Below are 24,283 nucleotides of genomic sequence, written 5' to 3'. Positions count from 1 at the left end.
ATCCCCTGGCCGGAGCGCGCATCCTCAAGGCCTTTCTGGCCGGACCACAGGATCTTTCCTTCAGCGAAACCGCAAGCGACGTCTCGATGCAGATGTGGACACGGCTTCGGGGCGTCGTCCTGCCGCAATACAGCCTCGACTGGGTGCGCGTCATCCAACCCGCGTCCTTCAGCCTGAGTGTTGCGTCCGACCGCATCAAGCCGGCGCGACTTGCCGCACCTTTCGCGCGGGCCATTGACAGCGCCTACCGCAAGCGGATGGCGCCGGGCGAACAACGCTGGTCCGCCGTGTCTGCCGCCGGCATCGGCCAGGCCGGTTTCACGACACAGGAAACCGATCGCAATGGCTTTGCCGCCGTGGTCGATCGCTTCATCGCGCAGTTTCCGCTGCGCCCCGAATGGGCCGAAGGGCAACTCAACTACATTCTCGGTGATGCGGAGCAAAAGCCCGAACAGGGAGAGCTCGTCTACGCTCTGGTTGCCGCGCGCACCGGCACGCTCGTTGGCGCTTTCGCCTATTACGCCAGGGCGGGCGCGATCGGGCGGGTCCTGCAGGTTTTGGCGCTGCCGGGCCAGGCCGGCCCGGTCATCGACTGTCTTGTCGATCATGCCGCCAAGCGTGGACTTCCGGGCCTACGGGGACGGACACAACCGGTGCTTATGGAAGCCATGCTCGGGCGTCGGATCGCCTTCGTCCATGTCGCCTCGACGGTGCTTCACTCCCGTGATCCCGCAATCGTCCAGGCCTGCCGGGACGGGCAAGGCTTTTTCAACGGTATTGCCGGAGAACACTGGTGCCGGCTGATCGCCGGACAGTTCGACTGACCAGGGCTTCGGTTATTGCGGCGCTTCCTTGAAGCCACCGCAACAACCTCACCGAGCAACGAGGCTCGATATCAGCCCTTGATCTCCTCCACCGGCTGCACGAGCTGGGGACCCAGATGCAGGTAGCGCGTCGCCTTGCGCTTAGCGGCGATATCCGCCCAGACGCGCTCCACCTGCGTGACCGTCAAGCCTGCCGCTTGAGCGACGGCGTCGATATCGATGCCGTTGTTGAGCCCGTAGAGACAGAGATCCATGCGGTCGTATGGCAGCGAGAAGTAGAACTCCTCCTGCGTCTGCTCCAGCGAATAGGTGTCGGTCGTCGGCGGCCTGCGTCTGATCTCCTCGGGAATGCCGAGATAGGCGGCAAGCGCGTAGACCTGCGACTTGTAGAGATGCGCGATCGGCTTGACGTCGGCCGCCCCGTCGCCGTTCTTGACGAAGAAACCCTGGTCGTATTCCAGCCGGTTCGGCGTGCCGAGCACCGCGAAATTCAGCCGGTCGGCGTGGTAATACTCCACCTGCTTGCGCGTGCGCTGCTTCATGTTGGTGGCGGCGACGATGCCGAGATAGACCGAAGGCGGCATACGATGCTTCGACCGCGTGCCGTCGGGGCTTTGAACCACGAGCGAGGAAATGTTGTAGCCTTCGCCTTCGAGCGCATTGGCGATCACGATCTTCGAGGCCCAACCGTCGCCATAGTCCGGAACCAGTTCGCGAATGAATGCATCGCGACGCTCGTAGCAGCCCATCGCCTTCAACGTCGGACCGATATCCTCGATGATTGCCGCGACGCCGAAAGTCTCGGCGACGAGACGGCCAAAGCGAAGGCTTTCCGGATCGGAATCGTTTTCCGGCATGAACAGGCAAAAGACATTCTTGGCGCCGACGGCACGCACGGCCAGCGCGACCGAAACACTCGAGTCGATACCACCGGAGAGCCCGAGCACCAGACCGCGCTTCTTCATCGTCCGCAACTGCTCACGCAGCCCGGCGACAATCCGGTCCGTCTCGGCCGCATGATCGATCGTCAGCGTCTCGGCCGAAAACGGGCGTGCGCCCTCAGTCATCAGAATGTTCATTGAGCGGGCTCCATTGTCTCGGCTGCAAGGCGGCGGCTGACCTTACCAGTATCCGTCTTCGGAAGTTCGGTGCGGAATTCGACAATCTTCGGCACCATGAAATCTTCGAGATGGCGGGTGCAGTGGCGAATAATGTCCTTGTCCGTCAGGCTGGGATCGGACAGCACCACCAGCGCCGCGATCGCGTGGCCGAGCACCGGATCGGCGACGCCGACCACCACGGCCTCAGCGATGCCCGGATGCGCATGCAGCACGGTCTCGACTTCCTTGGGCGCGACCTTCTCGCCGCGCGTCTTGATGATGTCGTCCTTGCGGCCAACGAAATAGAGGAAGCCCTCTTCGTCGGTCTGGAAGAGGTCGCCCGTATAGAGCACCTTTTCCCAGGGGTTCGGCCCCGGCCGCAGCATCCGCTCGGTCGCGGCATCGTTGCGCCAGTAGCCCTGCATGACGTGGGGACCGCGAATGACAAGTTCGCCGGGAACGCCCGGCGGCACGCGTTTTCCCTCGTCATCGACGACGAAGGCCTCGGTATTCGGGATCGCGATGCCCACCGAGCCCGGCCGGCGGTCGAGTTCTTCCGGCGGCAGATAGGTGCAGCGCTTGCATTCCGTCAGCCCGTACATCGAATAGAGCCGGGCGCCCGGAAAGAGCTCGCGGAGCCGCGCAATATGCGGCGGCGGCAAGGCAGCGGCGGTGTTGGAGAGATAACGCAGGCTCGGCAGGAAGCCGGGTTCCAGATCGCGCATCTGCAGGATCATCGCCGCCATCGTCGGGACCAGCGGGAAGCCGGTAACGCCCTCCTCCCGGATCCGCTCGAAGATCGCATGCGGGAACGCGAAGGATTTTTCGAGCACCAGCGTCGCGCCGATGCGGATCGCCATCAGCAGCTGATAGAGGCCGTAGTCGAAGGCAAGCGGCAATACGTTGAGGATGATGTCGTCCGGTTCGTTGCGCAAATAAGTGGTGATCGACTCCGATGCCGCATCGATGTTGCGATGGGTCATCATCACGCCCTTCGGCCGACCGGTCGAACCCGAGGTGTAGATCAGCATCGCAAGGTCGACATCGATGCCGCGATGCGGCACGGGCGTTGCCACTTCCGCGAGGCAGGTTTCGAAGGAGGTCGCGTCAGCTGGCGTCTGGCCATTGGGCGCAGCCGTCGAGGCCACGAAGAGATCCGATTTGCCGCTCAGCGCCTGGGCCTCCGCCACGATCGGCATCAGCTTTGCCTGCGTCAGGATCGCCGCCGCCTCGCAGTCGGTGATGATATAGGCGAGCTTGTCCGCCTTGGTCGAGGCGTTGATCGGGCTGAAGGTCGCGCCGGCCTTCAGGATCGCGAAGATCGAAACAGCCGCTTCCCAGCAATTGTCCATGAAGACGAGCACGCGATCGTTGCGTTTGACGCCGGCCCGCGCCAGCGCGGCAGCCAGCCTGCCCGTTAGGTCGTCGAATTCGCCGTAGCTAAGGCGACGGCGGTCGGTGACCAGCGCCGTTTTCGCCGCTTGCCTGCCGGCATTGCCAATAAGGAATTGCTCGAACCGCATGGACGCCCCCTCGCGCCTTGATTATGCCGTGGCCGGCGCCCCGACCCGGGCCTCGATGAAGGCCGAAATGCGCGCAAGAGAATCGAGATTCGCAGGCACGATGTCGGCGTCGCCCATGACAATGCCGAACTGGTCTTCGATGAAGGCCACCAGTTCGAGAACGCCGGTTGAATCGATGATGTCATTCTCGATGAGCGAGGCTGTATCGGCGAGATCGTAGGATGTATCGCCGAACAGGAAGTTTTCGATGACGAAGGCTCTAACCTTGTCTTTGATCGTTTCCGTCATGTGGTTCCCTTTCCTAAATGGTTCAGGCTGCTTCCGCCGCGCGGACGCTGTTGCCGGTAAAGGTTTGCAGCCAGAGCTGTGTCGACAGGACTCCGACGAAAGCCGCATTGTCGCGGAAGCCGGTGACCGGCTGCGACTGGCATTTTTCGTAGAGCTTCGTCACGGCTTTGGCATTGAAAAGCCCGCTGTCGCTGACGCGGGCCTCACTCATGGCATCGCGGACGTAATCGAGTTCGCCCGCCCCGGTGAAGGAATGGCTGTCGGGCGCGCGATAGGGCTGCTTGGTTCGCTGGCCGATGGACGGGGGCAACAGATCCTTGGTCGCTTCGCGCAGGATATGCTTCTCCACCATCCCCTTCAGCTTCATTTCGGGCGGCAGACGGGTCGCGAATTCGACGAGGCGATGATCGAGGAACGGGAAGCGTCCTTCGATCCCGTGGGCCATGGCCATGCGATCGCCCTGGCTCGACAGGATATAGCCCGGCAGCAGGAAACGGCTTTCGAGATATTGCGCCTGGTGCAAGGGGTGCCAGCGTCCGAAGGCTGCCGGAAGCCGACTCGCCAGATCCTCTGCCGCATCGTAGTTGCTCAACCGCGTACGCAGATCGCCTGAGAAGAAGATCTTGGTCGCCGCCGTGCTCTTGAAGCGTGGCCGGTGCGAGAAGAGCTGATCGTCGAGCGGCACGTCGCCGGCGCCGAAGAACGCGGCGAGATACTCCGCCGATTGCTGCTGCAGGCCCGGGATGTAGGGATAAAGCTTGCGAAAGAGGTGCGGGCGCATGCGCGACCCGGGCTGGCGGCCGCAGAACCGACGGACCCGCGCCTCCTTGAAGATATCGTAGCCGGCAAAGACCTCGTCGGCGCCTTCGCCCGTCAGAACCACCTTCAGCCCCTGCTCCCGGACGAGACCTGAAAGCTGATAGAGAGGTGCCGGCGCCGTTCGGATAATCGGTCGCTCCGCAAAGCGGATCACCTCCGGGAAAGACCGCGCGATGTCGCCCACCCGGCAGGCAACGGCGCTGTGGTGGGTACCAAGCGCTGTCGCCATTTCCATCTGGAAGGCGCTCTCGTCGTGCTCCACGCTGTCGAAAGTGACGGAGAAGGTCCTCAGCCCCTGCGGCGCCATGCCGGTCGCCATCGCCGCGACTATGGAGGAGTCGAGCCCGCCCGAAAGGTAGGAGCCGACGGGAACATCGGCGCGCATCCGGATCCGGGTGGCATCCGTGAGCAGCGCACGCAGTTCTTCGGCAGCGGCGCGCTCGTCCGTGAACAGTGGCGATGCCCCGCTGTCGGGATAGTCGAGTTGCCAATAGGGCCGGATCGCGACCTTGCCTTTTTCTGCAATCATGAGATGCGCCGGCTCGAGCTCATGAATGTCGCGAAAGCCAGTGCGCGGCGCGATCGGCGCCCAGAGCGTGAAAATTTGGTCGAGCGCGATGGGATCGAGTTCGGCGGAAACGCCCGGCACCTGAAGCAGGGCCTTGATCTCGGAAGCGAAATAGAGCGTGCCGCCATGGTTCATATAGAACAGCGGGCGTACACCCATCCGGTCGCGTGCCAGCATCATCCGCTGGTGGCGGCGATCCCAGATGGCGAAGGAAAAATCGCCATTCAGACGGGACAGACACTCCTCCCCCATGACATCGTAAAGATGCAGAATTACTTCGGTGTCGCTCGAGGTGTGGAAGCGCCGGCCCTTGGCACGCAGCTCATCGCGCAATTCGACATAGTTGAAGATCTCGCCGTTGAAGGCGATCGTCAACTCACCGCTCTCGTCCGACATCGGCTGCTGGCCGTCGCCGAGACCGACGATCGATAGGCGCGCATGACCAAGTCCGGCCCCCTTGTCGACGAAGACACCGTTCTCGTCCGGGCCGCGATGGGCAATCGCGGAAACCATTCTCTCGAGGAGGTGCTTTGCGTCTGGAATTGAGCCGAAATAGCCACCGAAACCGCACATGTTCAAATACTTTCACACCGGTCGATCACCACCGAAGCATAATCCGCATGAGGTACTCATGGGTTAAATCTCCGGCATTTTCTGGTTGTATGGTAAATGCCACGGTTCGGGCGCAAAACCCGACATAGAGGCAGGGAAGTCTAACCTTAACGCTCCGAAATTCTTGTTTTCGATATCATTTTAAACATCAGATAGAGAAACAGGACCGGCCAAAGAATGCAGATGACCAACCCGGCAAAACGATACATGTTCCAAGGCGCACGCGCCTGCAAACCTTCAAGATAAGTCATCGCCAAGAGAAACAAGGCGGTCAGGCAATAGGCGGCAGACGCAAAATACATCCATGACATGCGGTCGCCCTCACGATACAATATCAAGGTTCCTGCATGAACCCTTAGATCGACCTCAATCTGAGGACAAAGACATGCAGCAAATCAAAGTACTACAACAACCTTTGCGCGTCTCCTATGACGCGCGGCGCGGTAGGCAATAGCGGCCAAGAAATTTATAGCACTGAAAATTACCTCTTTAAACGAAGAATTAACATTCTCTAAAGAATGGTTAACCATGCCGGCTCCGCGCCTGTTGTCGGCGGGAACGTGTCTCGCTCCAGAATGATCCCGCAGGACGTGACCTGAACGCCTATCGTCGAGCGCGTCTGCGCGAAGAGACAGCCATCTGATTCAAGCGATCGGTGCCGTTCTCGCAACCGCCTAGCGGTCGCGCTGCCTGGAAACGAACAAAAGGTCGAAGCCTCGAAACTCCCGGCGGGCGATCGATTTGCGCAGCGCCGCCCAGATCGCCGAGCGATTGTCGAGGCTGAAGCCGCGCAGGCTGCGGATCAGGCGCATCGTGGCTGTAATCGTGCGAATGGCGCGCACCACCGAAGGACCGCTCAGCGAGGCAAAGAGGATTTGCGGGTGCACCGCAAGCAGGACGCCGGCTGTGCGTCGCGGATCGATAGCCCGGAACTGATCCAGGGCACGATACTCATATCCCTCGATGTCGATCTTGAAGCAGAGCCGCTCGGTCCGGGCCATGGCCTGAAGCTCGGCGATCGTAACCGTCTGCGCCCGGATCGCCTCGCCGTTGTCGTCGGCAATCAGCGCGGAGGTTTCCGAGCTGCCGAAACCGCCGCCGACAGAGTGCAACACCAGCACCTCGTCCTCGGAAAGTGCGGCGTTGATCACGCGCACCTCACCGCTGTTTTCGGGCTGCATCTCCTTGAGGATGCCGAAGCAGACGGGATCGGGCTCGACGGTGATGACGTTGTCTGCGATCTGCGCGGCCCAATAGGGCGTCACTCCGATCCATCCGCCGATGTCGATGAAGGTCGTCTTGCGATCGACAAGGCGCTCGATGTTCTGAAACGTACAAGGCTCCCAATCACCATTCTGCAGCCGCGCGAAGAAACGCTTCTTCTCCGGCTTGTCGGGAAACTGAACGGTTTTGCGGAAATAGGTGATCGAACGCATGTCGCCTGTCTAGCCGATAAACCCGCCAAGCGGAATCGCTTTTGCGAAAGGCTCACATGCCGGGAGGGAATGTCTCCACATGATACAGCTTAGGTTGCGGGGTGCGTCAGGCGTCGACCCGCTCGACCTGGTTACGGGCTTCGCTGAGCTCGGCCGTGGTCTGGGCCAGGCGGTCAGCCAGGACACGCATGATTTCCACCGCCATCTCGGGAAAGTCGGCCAGCAGCTTGAGGAAATCCTCCTTGCGAATACGCAAGGCTTCGAGCGGTGTGATAGTCCGCACGGTCGCCGTGCGAGGCGTATTACAGAGGATGGCGATTTCGCCGACGATCGAATTCTGCTCGAACTCGGCAATCTTGAAGGGCCCGCTGGCGGTGTTGATCAGTACCTCCGCCTTGCCGGAGAGAATGACATAGGCCGCATCGCCGATGTCACCCTGATAGAACAGCGCGTCGCCGGCACCGTACATCACCCTGTCGGACGTGAAGGCAAGAAGCTTCAACTTTGCCGGCGGCAATCCTGAAAACAGGGTTATCCGGCGCAGCATTTCAACTTCATCCTTGAGCAACATCACAATCCGTGTCTCCGATTTCCCGTCGGGAGCAGTCTGCCTCCCGCATCGCGGCGGGACCATATGCTCGTGCCCTGACATTAATATTACATCAAGATGCCATTTCCTTGTAGTCGCGTCCGTCATCCACTGCGGCATCGGCACCGGTGTCATGAATAAGGCGCCCATTCTCGAACTTTGCGACACGGTCGAAGAGGTCCATCAACGAGGGATTGGCAAGAACCCAGACGATCGCTGGATCGCGCCCGGCCCGGTCAAGCATCGAGAAGACGTTGCGCACGACCTGCTCCTGGACGCGTTGATCGAGCGCAAGCAGCGGCTGGTTGAAGATATAGAAATCGCAGGCGCGGATAAGCGCGCGCGCAAGATCGAGCTTCTGTCGCTGCGCTGCCGTCAGACGTTTGCCGCCCGCGCCGACATTGTAGTCGAAACCGAAGGCCAGCACTTCGTTATAGAGGCCGCCGGCTTCGAAGAGATCGCGGACAATCGCCCGGATTTTTTCCGACCCATCGGCATGCTTGTGGCCAATACGCCCGAAGAGCACGTTGTCGATGATGCTGCCTGAGGCAATGTAACGGTTCGGACGATAATGCTCGATCATTCCAGCGAGGTCGGCCGGCAAACCCTCATCGAACTCACGGCGCGTGGCAACAACCTTCGCCATGACCTCTTCCGTCAGCAAACCGAAGCGGTGCCGCGGCTCGATGTAATCGAAGCACAGCCGGATGATCTTGATCTGATCGTCTTCGGAAACCTCGGCCTTGCCGCGACTGCGCACCTTCTGCAGGATGGCCTCGTAGACAGGTATTTCCTCGGCGGTCATGAAGGTCAGTTGCTGGAAGAACGGGTGATCCGGCGGCAAGTCGCGGAACAGTTCGACGACGTTCTCGGCGATCTCGATCCCCATCGCGTAGAATGTGTCACGCAGCCCGACCCGTTGCAAGATCGTCTTGAAGAACGGGTGGTTCTCAAGCGCGTTCGCCCACATCGCCTGATCGGTGATCGTGCCAAACAGCATGTTTTCGCCGATCGTCGCCTCGATGTTGTAGGTTCCCGGTTCGAAGAACACGACGAGATCGCTGAGCTTTTCCTTTTCAAGACGTTGCCTGAGCGCGCTGCGCATTTCGACGATGCCGGCTGCGAACGCCGCATGGCGGTTCGCGTCGATCGTCGAGCGGACGGCCAGCGCCATCACGTCATTGGTCAGCAGCACGGCGTCGAGAACCGGGCGGATCTGCACGAGCAGATCATCCGGACCGCTCGCCCCGGCCGAACCGTAGTCGACCCAGTCGCTGTTGACATCCAGATGCGGATTGCCAGCCAGGCGCGCCTCGGTCACTTCCCACTTCCGGTGCGAAGCGCCCTCCCCTTCGTAGTTTACTTCCGTCAGCGGAGCGTGCTTGAGGCCGTAGAGGATGTTGTCGCCGAGGCTGCCCTGGAACACATAGACATCGGACGAAGCGTAGGCGATCCGACGTCCGGTAACCGATTCCGGGATATCCAGAATGTCCTGGCCGCCGATGACCACCTTGCCGCTCGCCGGCCAGACCAGCCGGCCGAAGGCCTCCGCCAGCACCTCGCCACCGCCTGTCAGCGCCACCTTCTCGCCAAGCTGCACCTGAAGCGACACGTGGTCGAGCACGGTCGAGCCGCCGTCGTCGATCACCGTCAGGTTCACCGCCGCCAGCGGACCACTCAACGATTCGATGGTCCCCGCCGCAACGGCCTGAACCTTCGGATCGAGCAACGGATCGACGCTGAATTGCTCGACGACCTGCGCGTACTTGACCTGAACGTCCTGGCGAGCCTGATCCCAATCGATCAGTTCCTTCAGCGGACCTGGCAGGTCCTTATAGGCGCCTATGACGGCAACGAGCTGACCGATATCGAGGCGACCTTGAAGCGCGAAATAGCCGCCGATCGCGTAGAACAGGAAAGGCGTGACCTGCGCCAGGAAATTGTTGATGAACTTGACGAGGAATTTCCACTGGTAGAGGTCGTAGCGGATCTTGAAGATCCGGCCGAGCCGCGCCGCGATGTCGGCGCGCTCATAGTTGGAGGTATCGTGCCCGCGGATGGCACCGATGCCGTCGACGATTTCGCTGACACGACCGGAGAGTTCGCGCGCCGTCAGCTGCCGTTCACGCCCAAGCACCAGCAGCCGCTTGCGCATGCGCGGAATGATGACCGCCTGCACGGCGACGATCAGCGTCGCGACCAGACCGAGCCAGAAACTCTGCAGCAGGATGAACACCAGCGCCGTCAGCGCCTGGCCGCCGAGCAGCGCCGGCGAGACGAAGGCGTCACCGGTAAAGCCGCCGAGCGGCTCGACCTCATCCTTGATCATCGTTGCGATTTCGGCCGGCTTCACTCTCTTAAAGTGGCTTGGCGGAAAGCGGAGGACACGATCGACGAGTTCGAAGCGGATGCGCCGCAGCAAGCGTTCGCCGAGCCGGCCCTTGAAGGTGTTGATGTAAAACTTGAAGAGGCCGTTGATGACCACCAGCAGCAGGAACACCAGGCTGAGCGCGAGCAGCATGCCTTCTCGCCCGAGATGGAAACCGTCAAAGACATTGATCGTTCCGAAATACGGCAAGTCGAACGAAATCGGCAGGAAGGCCTGCGTCGCCTCCGGACTGTCGAAGCCGTCACCCTGGATCGGTCCATTGACGATCTGCTTCGGCAGGTCGAAGGACAGGAAATAGGGGATCATCGACAGCGCGACGATCACCAGAATCCAAAGCTGATCCTTGCGCGTGTGGGCCCAGATGTAGCGGGAAAGGCGTGGTTCCATGTGTCTGGCAATAGGACCTTATTGAACACGATAGCTGCTGGCGTGGCGGGCTGCCGTTTGCCTCACCACGCATCATTCCTCGGCGAAGCCTCCGGATGGGTGCCTGTCGGCGCTCGATCGCGAAGTGGATGCCTGCATATTCCGTCCGGCGCCGAATCCGGTTCTGTCGATTATGCAGGTGCGAGGGAAATCTGCAATGGACGCGGTTTCGACTCCACTGCCGCGAAGGCAACCACAGAGAACGTCACTCTCCGAAGCACACGCCGTTATTGCACTCGCCCGGCGCCCAGCTTACAACGAGAGCATGAAACACACCAGCCACCCGCCTTCCCAAACCAGCGATTGGTACGAGCATGCCTTTGATTTGGCACGCGGTATCGCCGCCTATACGCAGAGCCCCCTCATCGAAGGCGTCGCGAAGGTAATCGCCAAACATCCCGAAGCCCACATCGCCAACGCCTTCAATCACAAGCAGGTTGCCTGCAAGGTCTGGGCGCGCGACACGCTTTTGAGTGTTGCTGGTTCATCCTACGCCAGGATTGCGATCCTCGGCGGTTGGTATGGCATCCTGGGCGCGATGCTGCTGGAGGATGCGCGCTTCAACGTGGCTGCGGTCGACAGCTTCGACATCGACCCGGACGTGGAAACGGTTGCGCGAACCCTGAATTTTGCCTCTCCGGAGAAATTCCGTGCGGTCACGGCCGACATGTATGCGATCGACTATACGACGCTTGGGGCCGACCTGGTCATCAACACGAGCTGCGAACACATCGCCGATCTGAGATCGTGGCTCGATCGCATTCCCGCCGGCACGCGCGTTCTGCTGCAATCCAACGACTATTTCAGCGAGCCCACCCATATCAATTGCGTGGCTTCCGTCGAGGAGTTCACGAAACAGGCGGCGCTTTCGACGGTCGAATTTGCCGGCGCGCTGCCGACGAAAAAATATACCCGCTTCATGCTGATCGGTACGGTCTGAGGGCGGCTGGGGCGCCGCAGCGAAGCGAGCTACCTTTCTGGCGAATAGCACCGCAACCCGGCCCCGCGTTCACAGAAGACGCCGCCCGCGCGAAGCCCGCGAGTAGACAATCAAAGAGCCGTGCGGCTCTCCAGGATTTCGGCGGTCTTCATCGCGCCGTCCAGATCCAGCGGCGGAATGTTCGGCTTCGGTCGCGTCAGCATCGCTTCGACATCGCGCGCCAGCCTCTCGGGCGTCACCTCGGCCTCCGGCAGAACGCCGGCAAGGCCGAGCTTTTCGAGCCGTTCCGCTCGAGTGGACTGCTCGGTTTCGCCGCCTGCGACGAAGGGGATCAGCAGGGATCCGCAACCGGCGCGGATGATGTCGCAGACCGTGTTGTAGCCGGCCTGAGAAACCGAAAGCCGCACGCCCGAAAGCAGGCTCGCGAAATCCTTTCGGAAGCGGAAGAGCTGCACGTTGCCTGGCGCGGCAGCTTGGAAGGCGTCATAGTCCTGCTGCGGCAGGTTCGGCCCCGTGACTAGGCACCATCGCAGCTCGCGCGGCAGCAAGCTCGCCGCCTGCAACGCCGCGCCGATCAGTTCCTTGCCCACCGCACCGCCACCGGCTGAAACGAGCACGTCGAACGTTTCCGCCGGAGCGGTCGGTACAGGCCCCGCCACGAGGCCCGTATAGGCGACCTTGTCCTCGATCTCGGCCGCATAGGGATACGTCTCTTCGAGCCGCGCGAAGGCAGGGTCCCCATGCACGAGCACGAGATCGAAATGCGCCCTGACGACGTCGAGGGTCTCCTCGGCGCGGCCGGGTTTCGTCCGCTCCTGCAGGATGTCCCTAAGCGAAGCGGCAACGAGGGGTCTTGGGATCTGCCTTTCGATCGTCTCGAGCAAGGGCATCAGCTCGAAACGCATCTGGCGGCGGCCGAAAGGGAAGGCTTCGAAGATGACGATATCGGGATCGCATTCAAGATACGCCTCGATCAACAGCTCCCGGCGCCGATCCTTGAAGGCGTCGCTCACCGGATTTCCCTCGCTGTCGGCAAGGCCGGAAAACCCCTTGTCACCGGCGAGCACCGGCGGAAGGGCCACATGCTTTACGTCATTCCCCGGAAAACCCGGCACCGGGCTGCCGCCGGTCACGACCGTCACCTCGAAACCCCTGGCGGCAAGTGCGCTCGCGATCCGGCTCGCCCGCGCCAGATGGCCGATGCCGAGGAGATGCTGCACGTAGAAAAAGACACGGCGCGCACGCATCACGCGGCTCTCCATTCGCTGGCAAACAGGGCGGCAAGCTGATCGATACTGGCGTGGTGGTCGAATTGCGCGCGGACCTTCCGATCCGCCGCGCCGCCCAGGCGGTGACGGAGCGCGGGATCTCGGATGAGTTGCTCCAGCGCCCGTGCGAGCGCCTGTGGGTCTTCCGACGGAACGACCCGGCCGTTCTCGCCATCGATGAGAAGTTCCGGAACGCCGGAAATCGCCGTAGAGACACACGGCAGCCGCTGGCTCGACGCTTCGACGAGCACGTTGGGCAACCCGTCGCGATCGCCGTCGGCGGTGATCCGGCAGGCAAGTGCGAAGATATCGCTCGTCCGGTAATGCGCCAGCACGTCGGTCTGGTCGAGCGCACCCTTCCAGGCAACCCTGTGGGAAACGCCAAGCTCGGCCGCAAGCCTCTTGAGCGTGCTGGTCAGTTCACCGGCACCGATATGCTCGAACCGCCAATGAAGGTCCGCCGGCAACAGCGAGAGTGCCTTCAGCAAGACGTCGTAGCCCTTCTTGTCGACGGCGCGGCCGACGCTGACGACGCGGACGGGATCCGAAGGGTCGGAACCATTGCGGTCAGAATGGGTGCCCTCGAAACGAGGGAAACGATCAAGATCAAGGCCATGGTAGCTCAGATGCACCCTCGCCTTTTCGCTCGTCAGGCTCTTCAGATGTTCGTAGCCCATGCGCGTGCAGGTGACCGTCCAGCGCGCCCGGCCAAGCTTTTCGGAAAGCTCCCAGTCCGGCGACGTCCAGATGTCCTTGGCATGCGCCGAGCAGGTCCAGGGCGTAGCGGCGATCACACTGGCATAGGCGGTCACCGAGGCAGGCGTATGGATGAAATGCGCATGCAGCCAGCGCGGATTGCCCGGCCATTCCGAAGCGAGCACGACCGCCTGCCCGAACCGGCGAAAGCGGTTGCGGCTGAAATCGCGGCGCAGGTCTTTCAGAAAGAGCCCGAATGCCGGCCAGAAACCCGGCTTCGGCAGGGAACGCACGAGACCGCGCAGCACCCGCAGCGGCTCTTCATGCAGATATTCGGGCAGATAGTGAACATCGGCACGAATCTCGTCATGCACCGGATGACGTTTGTCGTCGGTCGGACGGCGAAGTGAGATCAGTACGAGATCTAGTCCGGCCCGCTCAAGGCCAAGCAGTTCCTGCGCGATGAAGGTTTCCGAAAGACGCGGATAGCCCTTCAGCACGACTGCAATCTTGCGATCTGTCGGCAATGCTTCAGCTCGATTTCTTCACGATATTCAAGTGGTCGCTCGACGGCCGGTCGAGCCACCGACCAACGATCTCGGAGATATGCACGAGCCCTTCCAGCCGCAAGCCGTTGGCGGTGCTTTTCGAAGGCGGCGCACGGGACGGCAGCGCCTTCAGCGCTGCCGCCAACCGCAGCGGATCTTCCGCTTCGTCCGGCAACAGCATTTCGACGAGCCCAAGCTCGGCCGCGCGGCGGGCGCGGATCAACTGCTCCTCGCGCGGTTGGATGCGCGGCACGATCAGCGCCGGTTTGTCGAAGGAGAGGATTTCGCAATAGGTGTTGTAGCCGCCCATGGCGACGACGCCCTTTGCGCCGGCGATCAGCTCTTCCATGCGATTATCGAACTCGATGATCTTGATATAGGGGATCTTGCCGCCCTTGCGGATCAGCTTTTCCCGCTTCTTGACCGGCATATAGGGCCCGAGCACGATCAACGCATTGTGCGTAAGCTCCGGGTCCTGCTGGTAAGCGTGGATGACGTCGTGGATCAGGTCCGCACCGTCGCCGCCGCCCCCCGTGGTGACCAGGATGTAATCGCCCTGCGGCTTGTGGCCCGGCAGTTCTTCCCGCGGAACGCTGCGCTGCAGGAAGCCGACGAAATTCATCCGGTCGCGGACAGCCGGCGGCACTTCGAGCTCGGTCAGCGGATCGTAAAAATCCGGCGGGCCATAAACCCAGATCGTATCGTAATACTGCTCGATCTTGCGCATGGTGTCGCGCCGCTTCCACTCCGCTTCCAGCAGATGCGGCGCATCCATGACCTCGCGCAAGCCCAATACCAGCGTCGTGCCATGCGCCTTCAGATAGGTCAGCGTCTCCTCGACCTCGCCGCGCAGGCCCATCGGCTCCTTGTCGACGATGAAGATGTCCGGCTTGAAGGTCTCGGCTGTGTGGCGAATGATTGCCTGACGCATCTTCAGCGTCTCGTCGAGCTCGATATGACGGTCGAGCGAGGTGTAGTCGCCATTGTGCAGCTTGATGACGCTCGGAATCTTCACGAAGTCGACGCGCGCACGGTAGTCGAACGCACCGGCGATCGTCGCGCCGGAGATGATCAGGATGTTCAAACCGCGGTAGTCTTCCACCAGGGAATGCGCGATCGTGCGGCACCGCCGGAGGTGCCCAAGCCCGAACGTATCATGGCTATACATGAGGATCCGGGCATCTTCAAAACGCCGCATCATGCAAGAAACCTTTCGCTCAGGATCAATGAACCGTTTGGCGCTGACTGGTTGTCAGCTTCAAATCGGGCTTCATTTGTAGGGATCGGCGGCGTCACGCAAGCCATCTCCCAAGAAGTTGAACGCCAAAATCACAAGAATGACTGGAATTGTGGGAAATAGGAGCCAGGGGTAGAAAGCAATAACGCTGACGCTCTTGGCCTCCGTCAAGAGAATGCCCCAACTGGTGATGGGGGGTCTAAGACCGAGACCGAGGAAGCTCAGAGCCGTCTCGCCGAGGATCATGCCGGGGATCGAGATCGTCGCAGTGGCGATCAGATGCGACATGAAGCCAGGCACGAGATGCCGGCCGATGATGCGGCTGCTCTTTGCGCCCATCAACTGGGCCGCAAGCACATAATCCTCCTCGCGAAGCGCCAGCAGTTTCGAGCGCACCGCGCGCGCAAGCCCCGTCCAGTCCAAGAGGCCAAGGATGATCGTGATCGCCAGATAGATCAGGATCGGACTCCAGGTCGCCGGCATGATCGCTGCGAGCGACAGCCAGAGCGGGATGCTCGGGATAGACTGCAGGACTTCGATGACGCGCTGGACGATGAGATCGAAGACGCCGCCGTGATAGCCCGCAAGGCCACCGATGACGATGCCGAGCACGAAGCTGACAGTGATGCCGAGCAGGCCGATCGTCAGCGAAATTCGGGCACCGTAAATGATGCGCGACAGCACGTCGCGACCGAGACGGTCCGTCCCCAGGAAGAACGCCTGACCGTCGTTGGCCGGGCAAACGAGATGCACGTTGCTGTCGAACAGGCCCCAGAAACGATAACTATCGCCCCGGCAGAAGAAACGCAGTCGCTGCACGTCCGTGACATCGTCGGCATAGTTGCGCTTCAACGTTTCCATATCCAGCGTCATGGTCCGTCCATAGACGAAGGGACCGACGAACTGGCCCTCATGGAACAGGTGCACCGCCTGCGGCGGTGCGTAGATGTAATCCATGTTGCGGGTATGCAGGTTGTAAGGCGCCAGAAACTCAGAGACGACGATCGTGAGGTAGAACACGGCGAGGAAGAGGCCGGAGACGAGCGCGAGCCTGTGGCGGCGGAATTTCCACCACATCAGGCGAAGCTGGGAAGCCTGGTTGACGCGCACCTGCTCGTCGGTCATCGCCTCGACGGAATAGGGATCGAAGGGGGCAGTCGATACGTAATGCGGCAAGGGCTCGCCGGGCGCCGGAAGAAATGACGTCACTTGGTGCTCCTGCCTTGCAGCCGAATTCGAGGATCGAGAATGGCGAGCGCGATATCGGAAATCAGCACGCCGATCACGGTCAGAAACGCGAGGAACATCAGGAACGAACCGGCGAGATACATGTCCTGGCTTTGCAGGGCCTTGATCAGCATCGGCCCGGTGGTTTCCAGCGACAACACGATCGCGGTGATTTCAGCGCCGGAAATGATCGCCGGCAGGATCGAGCCGATATCCGATATGAAGAAGTTCAACGCCATGCGCAGAGGGTATTTGACCAGCGTGCGCATCGGCGAAAGGCCCTTGGCGCGGGCCGTTACGACATACTGCTTCTGCAGTTCGTCGAGCAGATTTGCGCGCAGACGCCGGATCATGCCGGCCGTGCCCGCCGCGCCGACGATAACGACGGGGATCCAGATATGTTCGAGGATAGACTTCGCCTTGGCCCAGCTCATCGGCTCGGCCAGATACTTCTGGTCCATCAGGTGGCCGATCGAAATCCCGAACCAGATGTTGGCGAAATACATCAGGATCAGCGCCAGCATGAAATTCGGAATGGCAATGCCGATCAAGCCCACCAGCGACAGGCCGTAATCGCCCCAGCTATACTGGTGGGTCGCGGAATAGATGCCAATCGGAAAGGCGATCAGCCAGGTGAAGATGATGGTGACGAAGGAGACGAGGATCGTCAGCCACAGACGATCGCCGACGACGGCGCTGACCGGCAGTTCGTATTCGAAGGAATAGCCGAAATCGCCCTGCAGCATGCCGCCGAGCCAGTAGACGTAGCGCAGGACCGGTGGCTGGTCGAAGCCGTACTCCTTCCTCAGCGCCTCGATCTGCTCCATGTCGACGCCTTCGCCCTGCGCCTTGATCTCGGAGACATAGCTCTCGAAGTAGTCGCCGGGCGGCAGTTCGATGATGGTGAAGACAAGAGCCGATATGATGAGGAGGGTTGGAGCCATCGCTGCGATACGCCAGAGAATATATCGCAGCATGTCAGGCTTCCTGCTCGATCCAGAAGGTATCGGTTTTGTAAACACCAAAATAGGACGTGGGATCGAAGCCGTAGAGCCCCGTTTCCGGCACATTCCGCAGCTTCTTCGCCACGAGGATCGGCTGTAGCGAGGCGTTGACGATACCGATCGAGAAGACCTGGTCTGTGTAGATCGACAGCATGCGGGTCCAAATCTCCGTGCGCTCGGCGTCTTCAGCCGAATGCCGCCAGCGTTGCAGCAGCTCCGTCAGTTCGACAGCGGCAGGCAGATCCGGCGGCTGGCCCATTTCTCCATGGGACAGGTAGTTGAGCCCCCAGACCGGCCATTGCAGCTGGTCGTCGGCCGTCGGCGCCAGTTGCCCCGGGTTCATGCCCGGGGTGGGAACGCCGTTGTCGAGCCCGAACCACATCGACATGACGATCTCGCCGCCGACAGCACGGCTGCGGAACGTGTCGCGCTGCGAGGTGCGGATGAAAAGCGATATCCCGACCTTCTGCCAGTAGTCGGTGACGAGCTGCAGCACGTCCGTCTCGAGCGTGCTTTCGCCGGCCGTTTCCACGACGATTTGCGCGGCCCTGCCATCGGGCAGGACGCGAATGCCGTCACTATCGCGTTGCGTCAGGCCCGCTTCGTCGAGCAGTGCATTGGCTTGAGCTGGATCGTGGGCCACCCAAGCGTTGGCGAACTCCGGACGGAACAGCGGGCTGTCCGGCAGAACCGTGTCGGCGCTCTCCTTGGTCAAGCCGTAGAAGACGGCCTTGTTGATCTCGGTGCGGTCGATGGCCAGCGAGAGCGCGCGGCGAACGCGCACATCCTGCAGCAACGACCGCCAGACCGTGTCGGAGCAGTTGAGGTTCGGCAACAGCGCCAGGCGCGAGCCTTGCGTCTTCTTCCACAGCAGTACCTTGACCGGGTACCGCTTCTCGGAATCCTTGAGGAAGGTATAGTCGACGAAGTCGATGCCGGTCGCCTGAAGGTCGCTTTCGCCCGTGCCCGTCTTCGCCGGGATCAGCGCCGACGAGCTGACGTTGAGCACGAACTTGTCGATATAGGGAAGCTGCAACCCGTTCTCGTCGACGCGGTGGAAGTAGGGGTTGCGCTCAAAGATGAACTGTTCGGCAGGAAGTGGCGTCGTGTTGCGCCATGGATCGAGCGTCGGAAGCTCAGGATTCTCAGGGCGATAGGAGCGAGCCATGCGCATATGGAGCTGGCTCCACTTCTTGACGCGCTGCTCCTTCATCAAAGCCTTGAGCTTGTCTTCTTCCTGATATTTCTCGTGGAACTGCTTGAGATAGGCTGAAGGCACCGCCACCACCAGCGGCTGCGGTGCGGCGAGCTTCTGCAGGAAGTCCGGGTTGGGCGTCGACCAAGTATAGCGAACGGTTCGTTCGTCTATGACTTCGAACTTTCCGGCTTCGCCGTCCATCACCAGCGCAGTCGGCAAACCGGCGGGGCTCAGCTTCTCGTTGTTGAGCACATCGTCCCAGCAATAGCGGAAGTCCTCGGCCGTCAGCGGCGTCCCGTCGGACCACTTATGCCCTTCTCTCAGGTGGAAGGTGAAGATGCGGTCCTCGACCGTCTCGTAGCTTTCAAGGACGTCCGCTTCGAGCTTCAGCGTTTCATCATAGCCGAGCAGACGGGCATAGCCGTAGACGGTCATGAGCCGGATGTCCTTGGCACTGCCGATGATCATCGTCACGTCACCGCCGTGCTTGCCGGGCGTGCGCCCCAGCGCCGCGACGTTGATGACACGCGGCGTCTTGGGCAAGCGCTCGCTGACCGGCGGAAGCTTGCCGTCGGCAATCAGCTTTTCCAGAAACGCCGGTTCACCCCCAGCAGCCAGGAGCCGCATGGGGAATGCCACGGTTGCAAGCAATGCCAGTACAGTTCGGCGGGTGATCATGGCCGTAACTCCCTTGCATCCACGGACCGGCGCGCCAGCACGAAGTGGTCGCCACCGAGATCGGCGGGGATGAGCGTGTCGCCAGCGTCGTCGACACGGAACTGCGGTCCCCAGCGCCGCATATCCGATCCTTCGCTGTCCTTCAGCCTGTCAAAGTCGAGCGGCCGATCGAGATCCGGATAGGGAACGGCCGCCAACAGCGACTTGGTATAGGGATGAACCGGCTTGCGCATCAGCACCTCGCGCGGGGCGAGCTCGACAATGCGGCCGGCGCACATGACGGCAATACGGTCCGCCATGTAATCCACGACCGCGAGGTTGTGCGAGATGAACAGACAGGTCAGTCCCAGTTCCTTCTGCAAATCCTTGAGAAGGTTGAGGATTTGCGCCTGGACCGAGACGTCGAGCGCCGATACCGGCTCGTCGCAGATCAGCAGTTCCGGCACGAGCGCGAGAGCCCGGGCAATGCCGATGCGTTGACGCTGCCCGCCCGAGAAACTGTGCGGATAGCGGTTGATGAAGCGCTGGTCGAGCCCGACGGCTTGCAGCAGTTCGCGCACGGTCTCGACGCGCGATTTGCCCGTTCCGCGCCCATGGATCTCCAGGGGCTCGCTGAGAATGTTCTTGACGGTCATGCGCGGGGAAAGCGACGAAACCGGGTCCTGAAACACCATCTGGATCTTCGACCGGAGCGCCTTCAGTTCGTCGCCTTGGGCCTTCAGCACATCGACCGGACCTTCGCCGTTGTCGAAGGTCACCGAGCCGGTGTCCGGCGTTACCGCCCGCATCAGGATCTTGCTGACGGTCGTCTTGCCGCAGCCGCTTTCGCCGACGAGGCCCAGGCATTCGCCGCGGCGGATATCAAAACTGACATCGTCGACGGCGCGGTGATGAGAACTTTCGCCGCCACCAAACCAGGACGTTTTTCGCGTTCCATATGTCTTCGAGAGGTTACGGACGGACAGCAGCACCTGTGGGCCAGCGCGCCGGTTGGCCACCGAAGTCCCAAGCACTGACCCGGCCTTGACCGGCACTTCGCGCAGCGCCTTCAGCCGTTCGCCGGGCTTCATGTCGAAATGCGGAACGGCGGCCATCAGGCCCTTGAGATAGGGATGCTGCGGGTTGCGGAAGATGGCCTCGACAGGGCCAGCCTCGACGATCTGCCCATGATAAATCACCACAACCTCGTCGGCCATGTTGGCGACGACACCGAGGTCGTGGGTGATCAGCAGCATTGCCATATTGAGCTTGACCTGAAGCTCGCGCAGAAGTTTAAGGATCTGCGCTTGCACCGTCACATCGAGCGCGGTCGTCGGCTCGTCGGCGATCAAGAGGGCCGGCCGGCAGATCAGCGCCATCGCAATCATCGCGCGCTGGCGCATGCCGCCGGAAAGCTCGAACGGATACATTTCGTAGGCGCGCTTCGGATTGGCAAAGCCAACATAGCCGAGCAGTTCCTCGGTCCGTGCCCGGCGTTCAGCCTTTTCCGCATCCGTGTGGATCTTCAGCACCTCGGAAATCTGGTTTCCGATCGTATGGAGCGGCGACAACGACGTCATCGGCTCCTGAAAGATCTTGCTGATACGCGTGCCGCGCAGGCTACGTATCTCATCACCTTCCCGCTCCAGCGAAAGCAGGTCGATGGGCTTTGCCGCCGTGGTGGGATCGTTGAACAGAATTTTGCCACCAACCCTGGCGACGTTGGGCAAGATGCCCATCACCGCCTGGCTGATTGCCGACTTGCCCGATCCCGACTCGCCAACGAGCGCCGTGACCTTGCCGGACAAAATCCTGAAATTCGCATTATTGACGGCTTGAACTTCGCCGCCAAGCACCGAGAATGTGATCCGCAGACCTTCAACTCGAAGCAGGTCCGCCCCAGATGTCATAGCAGCACGCTTCCCTCATTGCTTTTTATCCGCCGCCTCTAAAAAAAGACTAGCGCAGCTTCAGAGGGCTGTCCAGCATGGCCAACTGCAACCGGAGCATTGCCCCGTGCATCTTCAGTTGGTTAGAGCGCGGGGCACGTCCCGCCCTTCAGCACGTCGGCGCAATTCGGCGAGCGGCGGAAGTCGTCATAAAACAGCGTCCAGTCGGTCGTATCGGCAGCCCGATAGGGGCCGAACTTGAAGTACTGGTTCTTGCCGAGCCCCTTGTCGGCGTGGCCGACATGCCCCGCCACCGTGATGATCGGCTTGCCGTTGGCGAAGAGTTCGATGCGTCCCGTGCCACCGGCCCCCGGCAGCGTGTAGATCGCGAAGTCGATCCAGCCGGACTTCGGATCGGGCAGCGGGTTGCCATGGTTCGTCACCTTGATGGCATCTGTGCAGGCGTTGAACAGACTGCCGTCTTCCGGTTTCCAGTTGCTGTCGGCGGCGACCAGCATACGCATCTGGTTGACGCTAGGCCGCCCCCACACGGGGATTTCGCCAGGTTTGCAGCTCGCCGGCGTACCTTCCGGGCCGAATGACAGCGGCGCGATGTAATTCGTCTCCACCGTGACGAAGAGCTTGCCCGCCTCGAGGCGTAAAGCAAGGAACGGACTGAAATCACCTTCGGCGCCGGGATCGATCTCACGCTTCCATTGGGCGATCAGATAGCGATGATCCTCCTTCGGGACCGGATCGGCGAACTTGACCGCGAAACCATACCAGACCCCCTGGTCGTAGGGCACGCGCAGCGCCGTCTTCTCCCAGATCTCGGCTCGCTCGCTACAACCGTCGAGGGAATCCGGACAGGTCGGAACGACGCTCAGCTTGAGTGCGCCTTTGCCGGTGTGCGTCACCTGGTTTTGAAATTCCACCGTGCCCGCACTCTGCTCGAAGTTATCGCGATAGTAGAGCCCGCCTTCGGGTGCGAAGTTCTGCCCCTCAAAGCCGTCTGACAGTTTGCTTTCCCACGGCTGCGCCATCGCGCCTCCGGCCATAGCGATGCTGGCGGCGACAAACACGGCTCGGAACATTCTCCCCCCTATTGAAGCATCTTGTCGATAAGGCCGCGCGGCGGCTGAAGCGGACGAGTATTGCGGTGAAGCAGCATGACATGTTCCGCCTCGGAAAGTCCATCCTGCAACACATCGTCGAAGCGCTCATCTGCTCTGGCAAGCAACGCTGCATCGTTGGGGTAGAGAATCGTGAATTTCTGCCGTACTCCGCGCAGTTTTTCCTGGCCGAGTGCCGTCCAATCTCCGCCGCAGTAATTGACGAAGGCCTCGCTGGCGACGATGCTATGCGCATATTTCTTGGTGAGGTTCTGCAACCGCTGCACTTCGTTGACGGCCGAACCGAAGGCGGAGAAGGTCAGCCGGTCGCGCAACCCGACATTGCCGAACATGACGTTGCCGACATGCAGCCCGATGCCGTAGCCGATCGGATCGCGGGATTGCTTGCGCCGTTCGCCGTTCAGCATCTCCATCCGTGCCGTTGCTGCGCGCACGGCGGCAAAGGCCTCGCGGGCTGCAAATTCGGACGGTTCCTTATGGCGCCCACACGGATAGACGGCGATGAACCCGTCCCCGACGAAGCTTAAGATATGGCCGCCATTGCGATTGAAGGGCGCGGCGATCGCGTCGAAATAGGTGTTCAGCGTCTCGATATAGGACTGCCGCCCCTCCTTCTCCGCCAGCATCGTCGAGCGACGCATGTCGGCCATGACCAGGATCGCGCGCACGGTTTCGCCGTCGCCGCGGCGGACCTGGCCGCTCATCACGCGCCGACCGGCGCTGGAGCCGAGATAGGTGGTCAGCATATTGTCGGCGAGCTTTCCGAGCACCGCCATCTTCGCGGCGACCGCCAGGTGGTGCTGAAGCTTGAGCAACGCCCCGATCACATCATCGGTGAAGCCGCCATGGCGGTCCGTCGTCCAGGATCCGACCATGCCATGCCCCGAATCGGCGCCGAGCGATTGCATGAAGGCCAGGTAGTCCGTGGCGCCCATCTCCTTGAGATCGTCGAAGATCGGGAACTCGGACGGCGTATCCTGGTAAAGACGCCGCCGGACATGCTCGAGATTGTTGTTGAGCAGATAGTAGTAGGGGCTCTGCAGGAAACGCTCGGGTTTGAGCGCCAGCTCTTCGTGCCGAAGGCCGCTTACCTCGACGCCCTTACCCCGGATCCAGGTAAAACCAAGCGCATCATAAAGCGGATGCAACATCGAAAAGGAGAGATGGACGCGCATCAGCGGCAGGCCGGCGGCAGCGAGCCGCTCGCAAAAGCCTTTGACGATCGTTTCCAGCGGCGCGTCGCTGAGCGACGTCCGCATCAGCCAGTCGGCAACCTTGTCGATGAGGATTTCGGATACGTTGTCGTTCGTCGGGGCCATTTCGCGTCCTCACCATGACAGACCGTCCCGCGTCAGCATCCGGAGACGACGAACGCCCCGGCAAATTGCCGGTCCATGCTCGCGGTGGATGATGATGAGCCGTGCCCGTTAAGAAAATGCTCCAACCGATTCCGGCGTCGATGACGTGCAGGCACCCGGAATGCGGCACTTATATCGTGCAGATATTGATGCCGCTCGGCGATTTCCAGAGGCCGGGCAAAGTTTTTCTCGCATGATGTTTTGATAAAGGGCTGAAACAGTTCGCTTGAGATCTCTCCATACCTGAATCATACTTTCCAAAATGGAGAGGTTGGTCAGCATAGGCGAAGCGGCTCAGGCGCTGGGGGTGTCGATCACGACGCTGCGGCGCTGGGAGGCAGAAGGCCGGTTGTTGGCGCAGCATACGGCGGGTGGGCATCGTCGGTATGACCTGGCGAAGCTCCTGCCGGAACGCTTTCGGGCGGCACAGCCGTCGCGCCGCAAGACCGTCGCCTATGCCCGTGTGTCCAGCCATGAGCAGAAGGACGACCTCGCGCGCCAGACGCAGGTTCTGGAACTGTATTGCGCCCGGCAAGGCTGGACGTTCGAGGTTA

At 61.3% G+C, this 24,283-nt stretch carries 20 protein-coding genes; 3 read left to right on the top strand and 17 right to left on the bottom strand.

From position 1 onward, the window contains the following. On the top strand, nucleotides 1–824 hold an 824-nt coding region (locus BLU35_RS35845; protein WP_093236301.1), incomplete at its 5' end, for a hypothetical protein. Nucleotides 825–895: 71 nt separating this feature from the next. On the opposite strand, the gene nadE is transcribed toward BLU35_RS35845, so the two are convergent. From nadE to BLU35_RS33205, 8 genes are all read right to left on the bottom strand, one after another. Continuing rightward, entirely contained in the window at nucleotides 896–1,903 is a 1,008-nt protein-coding gene (gene nadE / locus BLU35_RS33240) for an NAD(+) synthase (RefSeq protein WP_093236300.1), read from the bottom strand. After that, nucleotides 1,900–3,447 carry a class I adenylate-forming enzyme family protein gene (locus BLU35_RS33235; RefSeq protein ID WP_093236299.1) on the bottom strand — a complete coding sequence of 516 codons (1,548 nt, stop codon included), beginning with the start codon at nucleotides 3,445–3,447 and terminating at the stop codon, nucleotides 1,900–1,902. The genes nadE and BLU35_RS33235 overlap by 4 nt, the downstream gene beginning before the upstream one ends. 21 nt (nucleotides 3,448–3,468) lie before the next feature. Further along, nucleotides 3,469–3,735 (bottom strand): acyl carrier protein, encoded by a 267-nt coding sequence (locus tag BLU35_RS33230; RefSeq protein WP_057251289.1) that lies wholly within the window; start codon nucleotides 3,733–3,735, stop codon nucleotides 3,469–3,471. A 22-nt stretch (nucleotides 3,736–3,757) separates the two neighbouring features. Continuing rightward, nucleotides 3,758–5,695: an asparagine synthase (glutamine-hydrolyzing) gene (asnB, locus tag BLU35_RS33225; protein ID WP_093236298.1), complete on the bottom strand. Its 1,938-nt coding sequence runs from the start codon at nucleotides 5,693–5,695 to the stop codon at nucleotides 3,758–3,760. 146 nt (nucleotides 5,696–5,841) lie between these two features. After that, nucleotides 5,842–6,045: a hypothetical protein gene (locus BLU35_RS33220; protein ID WP_093236297.1), complete on the bottom strand. Its 204-nt coding sequence runs from the start codon at nucleotides 6,043–6,045 to the stop codon at nucleotides 5,842–5,844. Nucleotides 6,046–6,408: 363 nt separating this feature from the next. After that, nucleotides 6,409–7,170 carry an FkbM family methyltransferase gene (locus BLU35_RS33215; protein WP_093236296.1) on the bottom strand — a complete coding sequence of 254 codons (762 nt, stop codon included), beginning with the start codon at nucleotides 7,168–7,170 and terminating at the stop codon, nucleotides 6,409–6,411. Between the two features lie 106 nt (nucleotides 7,171–7,276). Beyond that, complete coding sequence (locus BLU35_RS33210; protein ID WP_093236295.1) at nucleotides 7,277–7,741, bottom strand: cyclic nucleotide-binding domain-containing protein; 465 nt, start codon at nucleotides 7,739–7,741, stop codon at nucleotides 7,277–7,279. A gap of 91 nt (nucleotides 7,742–7,832) precedes the next feature. Beyond that, nucleotides 7,833–10,535, bottom strand: a complete 2,703-nt coding sequence (locus BLU35_RS33205; protein ID WP_093236294.1) for an ABC transporter transmembrane domain-containing protein — start codon at nucleotides 10,533–10,535, stop codon at nucleotides 7,833–7,835. Nucleotides 10,536–10,839: 304 nt separating this feature from the next. Here BLU35_RS33205 and BLU35_RS33200 point away from each other — a divergent pair, with 304 nt between their 5' ends. After that, complete coding sequence (locus BLU35_RS33200) at nucleotides 10,840–11,514, top strand: class I SAM-dependent methyltransferase (protein WP_093236293.1); 675 nt, start codon at nucleotides 10,840–10,842, stop codon at nucleotides 11,512–11,514. Nucleotides 11,515–11,624: 110 nt separating this feature from the next. Here BLU35_RS33200 and BLU35_RS33195 read toward each other — a convergent pair whose 3' ends face one another. The 9 genes from BLU35_RS33195 to BLU35_RS33155 form a co-directional block, all read right to left on the bottom strand. Then, a complete protein-coding gene (locus BLU35_RS33195) occupies nucleotides 11,625–12,761 on the bottom strand; it encodes a glycosyltransferase family protein (RefSeq protein WP_093236292.1) in 1,137 nt (378 codons plus the stop codon). After that, nucleotides 12,761–14,005 carry a glycosyltransferase family 4 protein gene (locus BLU35_RS33190; RefSeq protein WP_093236291.1) on the bottom strand — a complete coding sequence of 415 codons (1,245 nt, stop codon included), beginning with the start codon at nucleotides 14,003–14,005 and terminating at the stop codon, nucleotides 12,761–12,763. The genes BLU35_RS33195 and BLU35_RS33190 overlap by 1 nt, the downstream gene beginning before the upstream one ends. A gap of 4 nt (nucleotides 14,006–14,009) precedes the next feature. Further along, nucleotides 14,010–15,227, bottom strand: coding sequence for a glycosyltransferase family protein (locus tag BLU35_RS33185; protein ID WP_093236290.1), 1,218 nt, complete (start codon nucleotides 15,225–15,227; stop codon nucleotides 14,010–14,012). A gap of 69 nt (nucleotides 15,228–15,296) precedes the next feature. After that, nucleotides 15,297–16,472, bottom strand: coding sequence for an ABC transporter permease (locus tag BLU35_RS33180; protein ID WP_093236289.1), 1,176 nt, complete (start codon nucleotides 16,470–16,472; stop codon nucleotides 15,297–15,299). Further along, on the bottom strand, nucleotides 16,469–17,467 hold the full coding sequence (locus BLU35_RS33175) for an ABC transporter permease (RefSeq protein WP_093236288.1): 999 nt from the start codon (nucleotides 17,465–17,467) through the stop codon (nucleotides 16,469–16,471). The genes BLU35_RS33180 and BLU35_RS33175 overlap by 4 nt, the downstream gene beginning before the upstream one ends. 1 nt (nucleotide 17,468) lies before the next feature. Then, nucleotides 17,469–19,370: an ABC transporter substrate-binding protein gene (locus BLU35_RS33170; protein ID WP_058323944.1), complete on the bottom strand. Its 1,902-nt coding sequence runs from the start codon at nucleotides 19,368–19,370 to the stop codon at nucleotides 17,469–17,471. Continuing rightward, nucleotides 19,367–21,259 carry an ABC transporter ATP-binding protein gene (locus BLU35_RS33165; RefSeq protein ID WP_093236287.1) on the bottom strand — a complete coding sequence of 631 codons (1,893 nt, stop codon included), beginning with the start codon at nucleotides 21,257–21,259 and terminating at the stop codon, nucleotides 19,367–19,369. Before BLU35_RS33165 ends, BLU35_RS33170 begins: the two co-directional genes overlap by 4 nt. 122 nt (nucleotides 21,260–21,381) lie before the next feature. Further along, entirely contained in the window at nucleotides 21,382–22,332 is a 951-nt protein-coding gene (locus BLU35_RS33160) for a polysaccharide lyase family 20 protein (RefSeq protein WP_093236286.1), read from the bottom strand. An 8-nt stretch (nucleotides 22,333–22,340) separates the two neighbouring features. Beyond that, nucleotides 22,341–23,690 (bottom strand): adenylate/guanylate cyclase domain-containing protein, encoded by a 1,350-nt coding sequence (locus tag BLU35_RS33155; RefSeq protein ID WP_093236285.1) that lies wholly within the window; start codon nucleotides 23,688–23,690, stop codon nucleotides 22,341–22,343. Between the two features lie 301 nt (nucleotides 23,691–23,991). Here BLU35_RS33155 and BLU35_RS33150 point away from each other — a divergent pair. Then, the coding region (locus tag BLU35_RS33150) for a MerR family DNA-binding transcriptional regulator (protein WP_143032911.1) at nucleotides 23,992–24,283 on the top strand (292 nt) is incomplete at its 3' end.

It is taken from the genome of Sinorhizobium sp. NFACC03 (assembly GCF_900103435.1).
GTDB lineage: Bacteria > Pseudomonadota > Alphaproteobacteria > Rhizobiales > Rhizobiaceae > Ensifer.
This window is presented reverse-complemented; position numbering and strand designations above follow the sequence as displayed.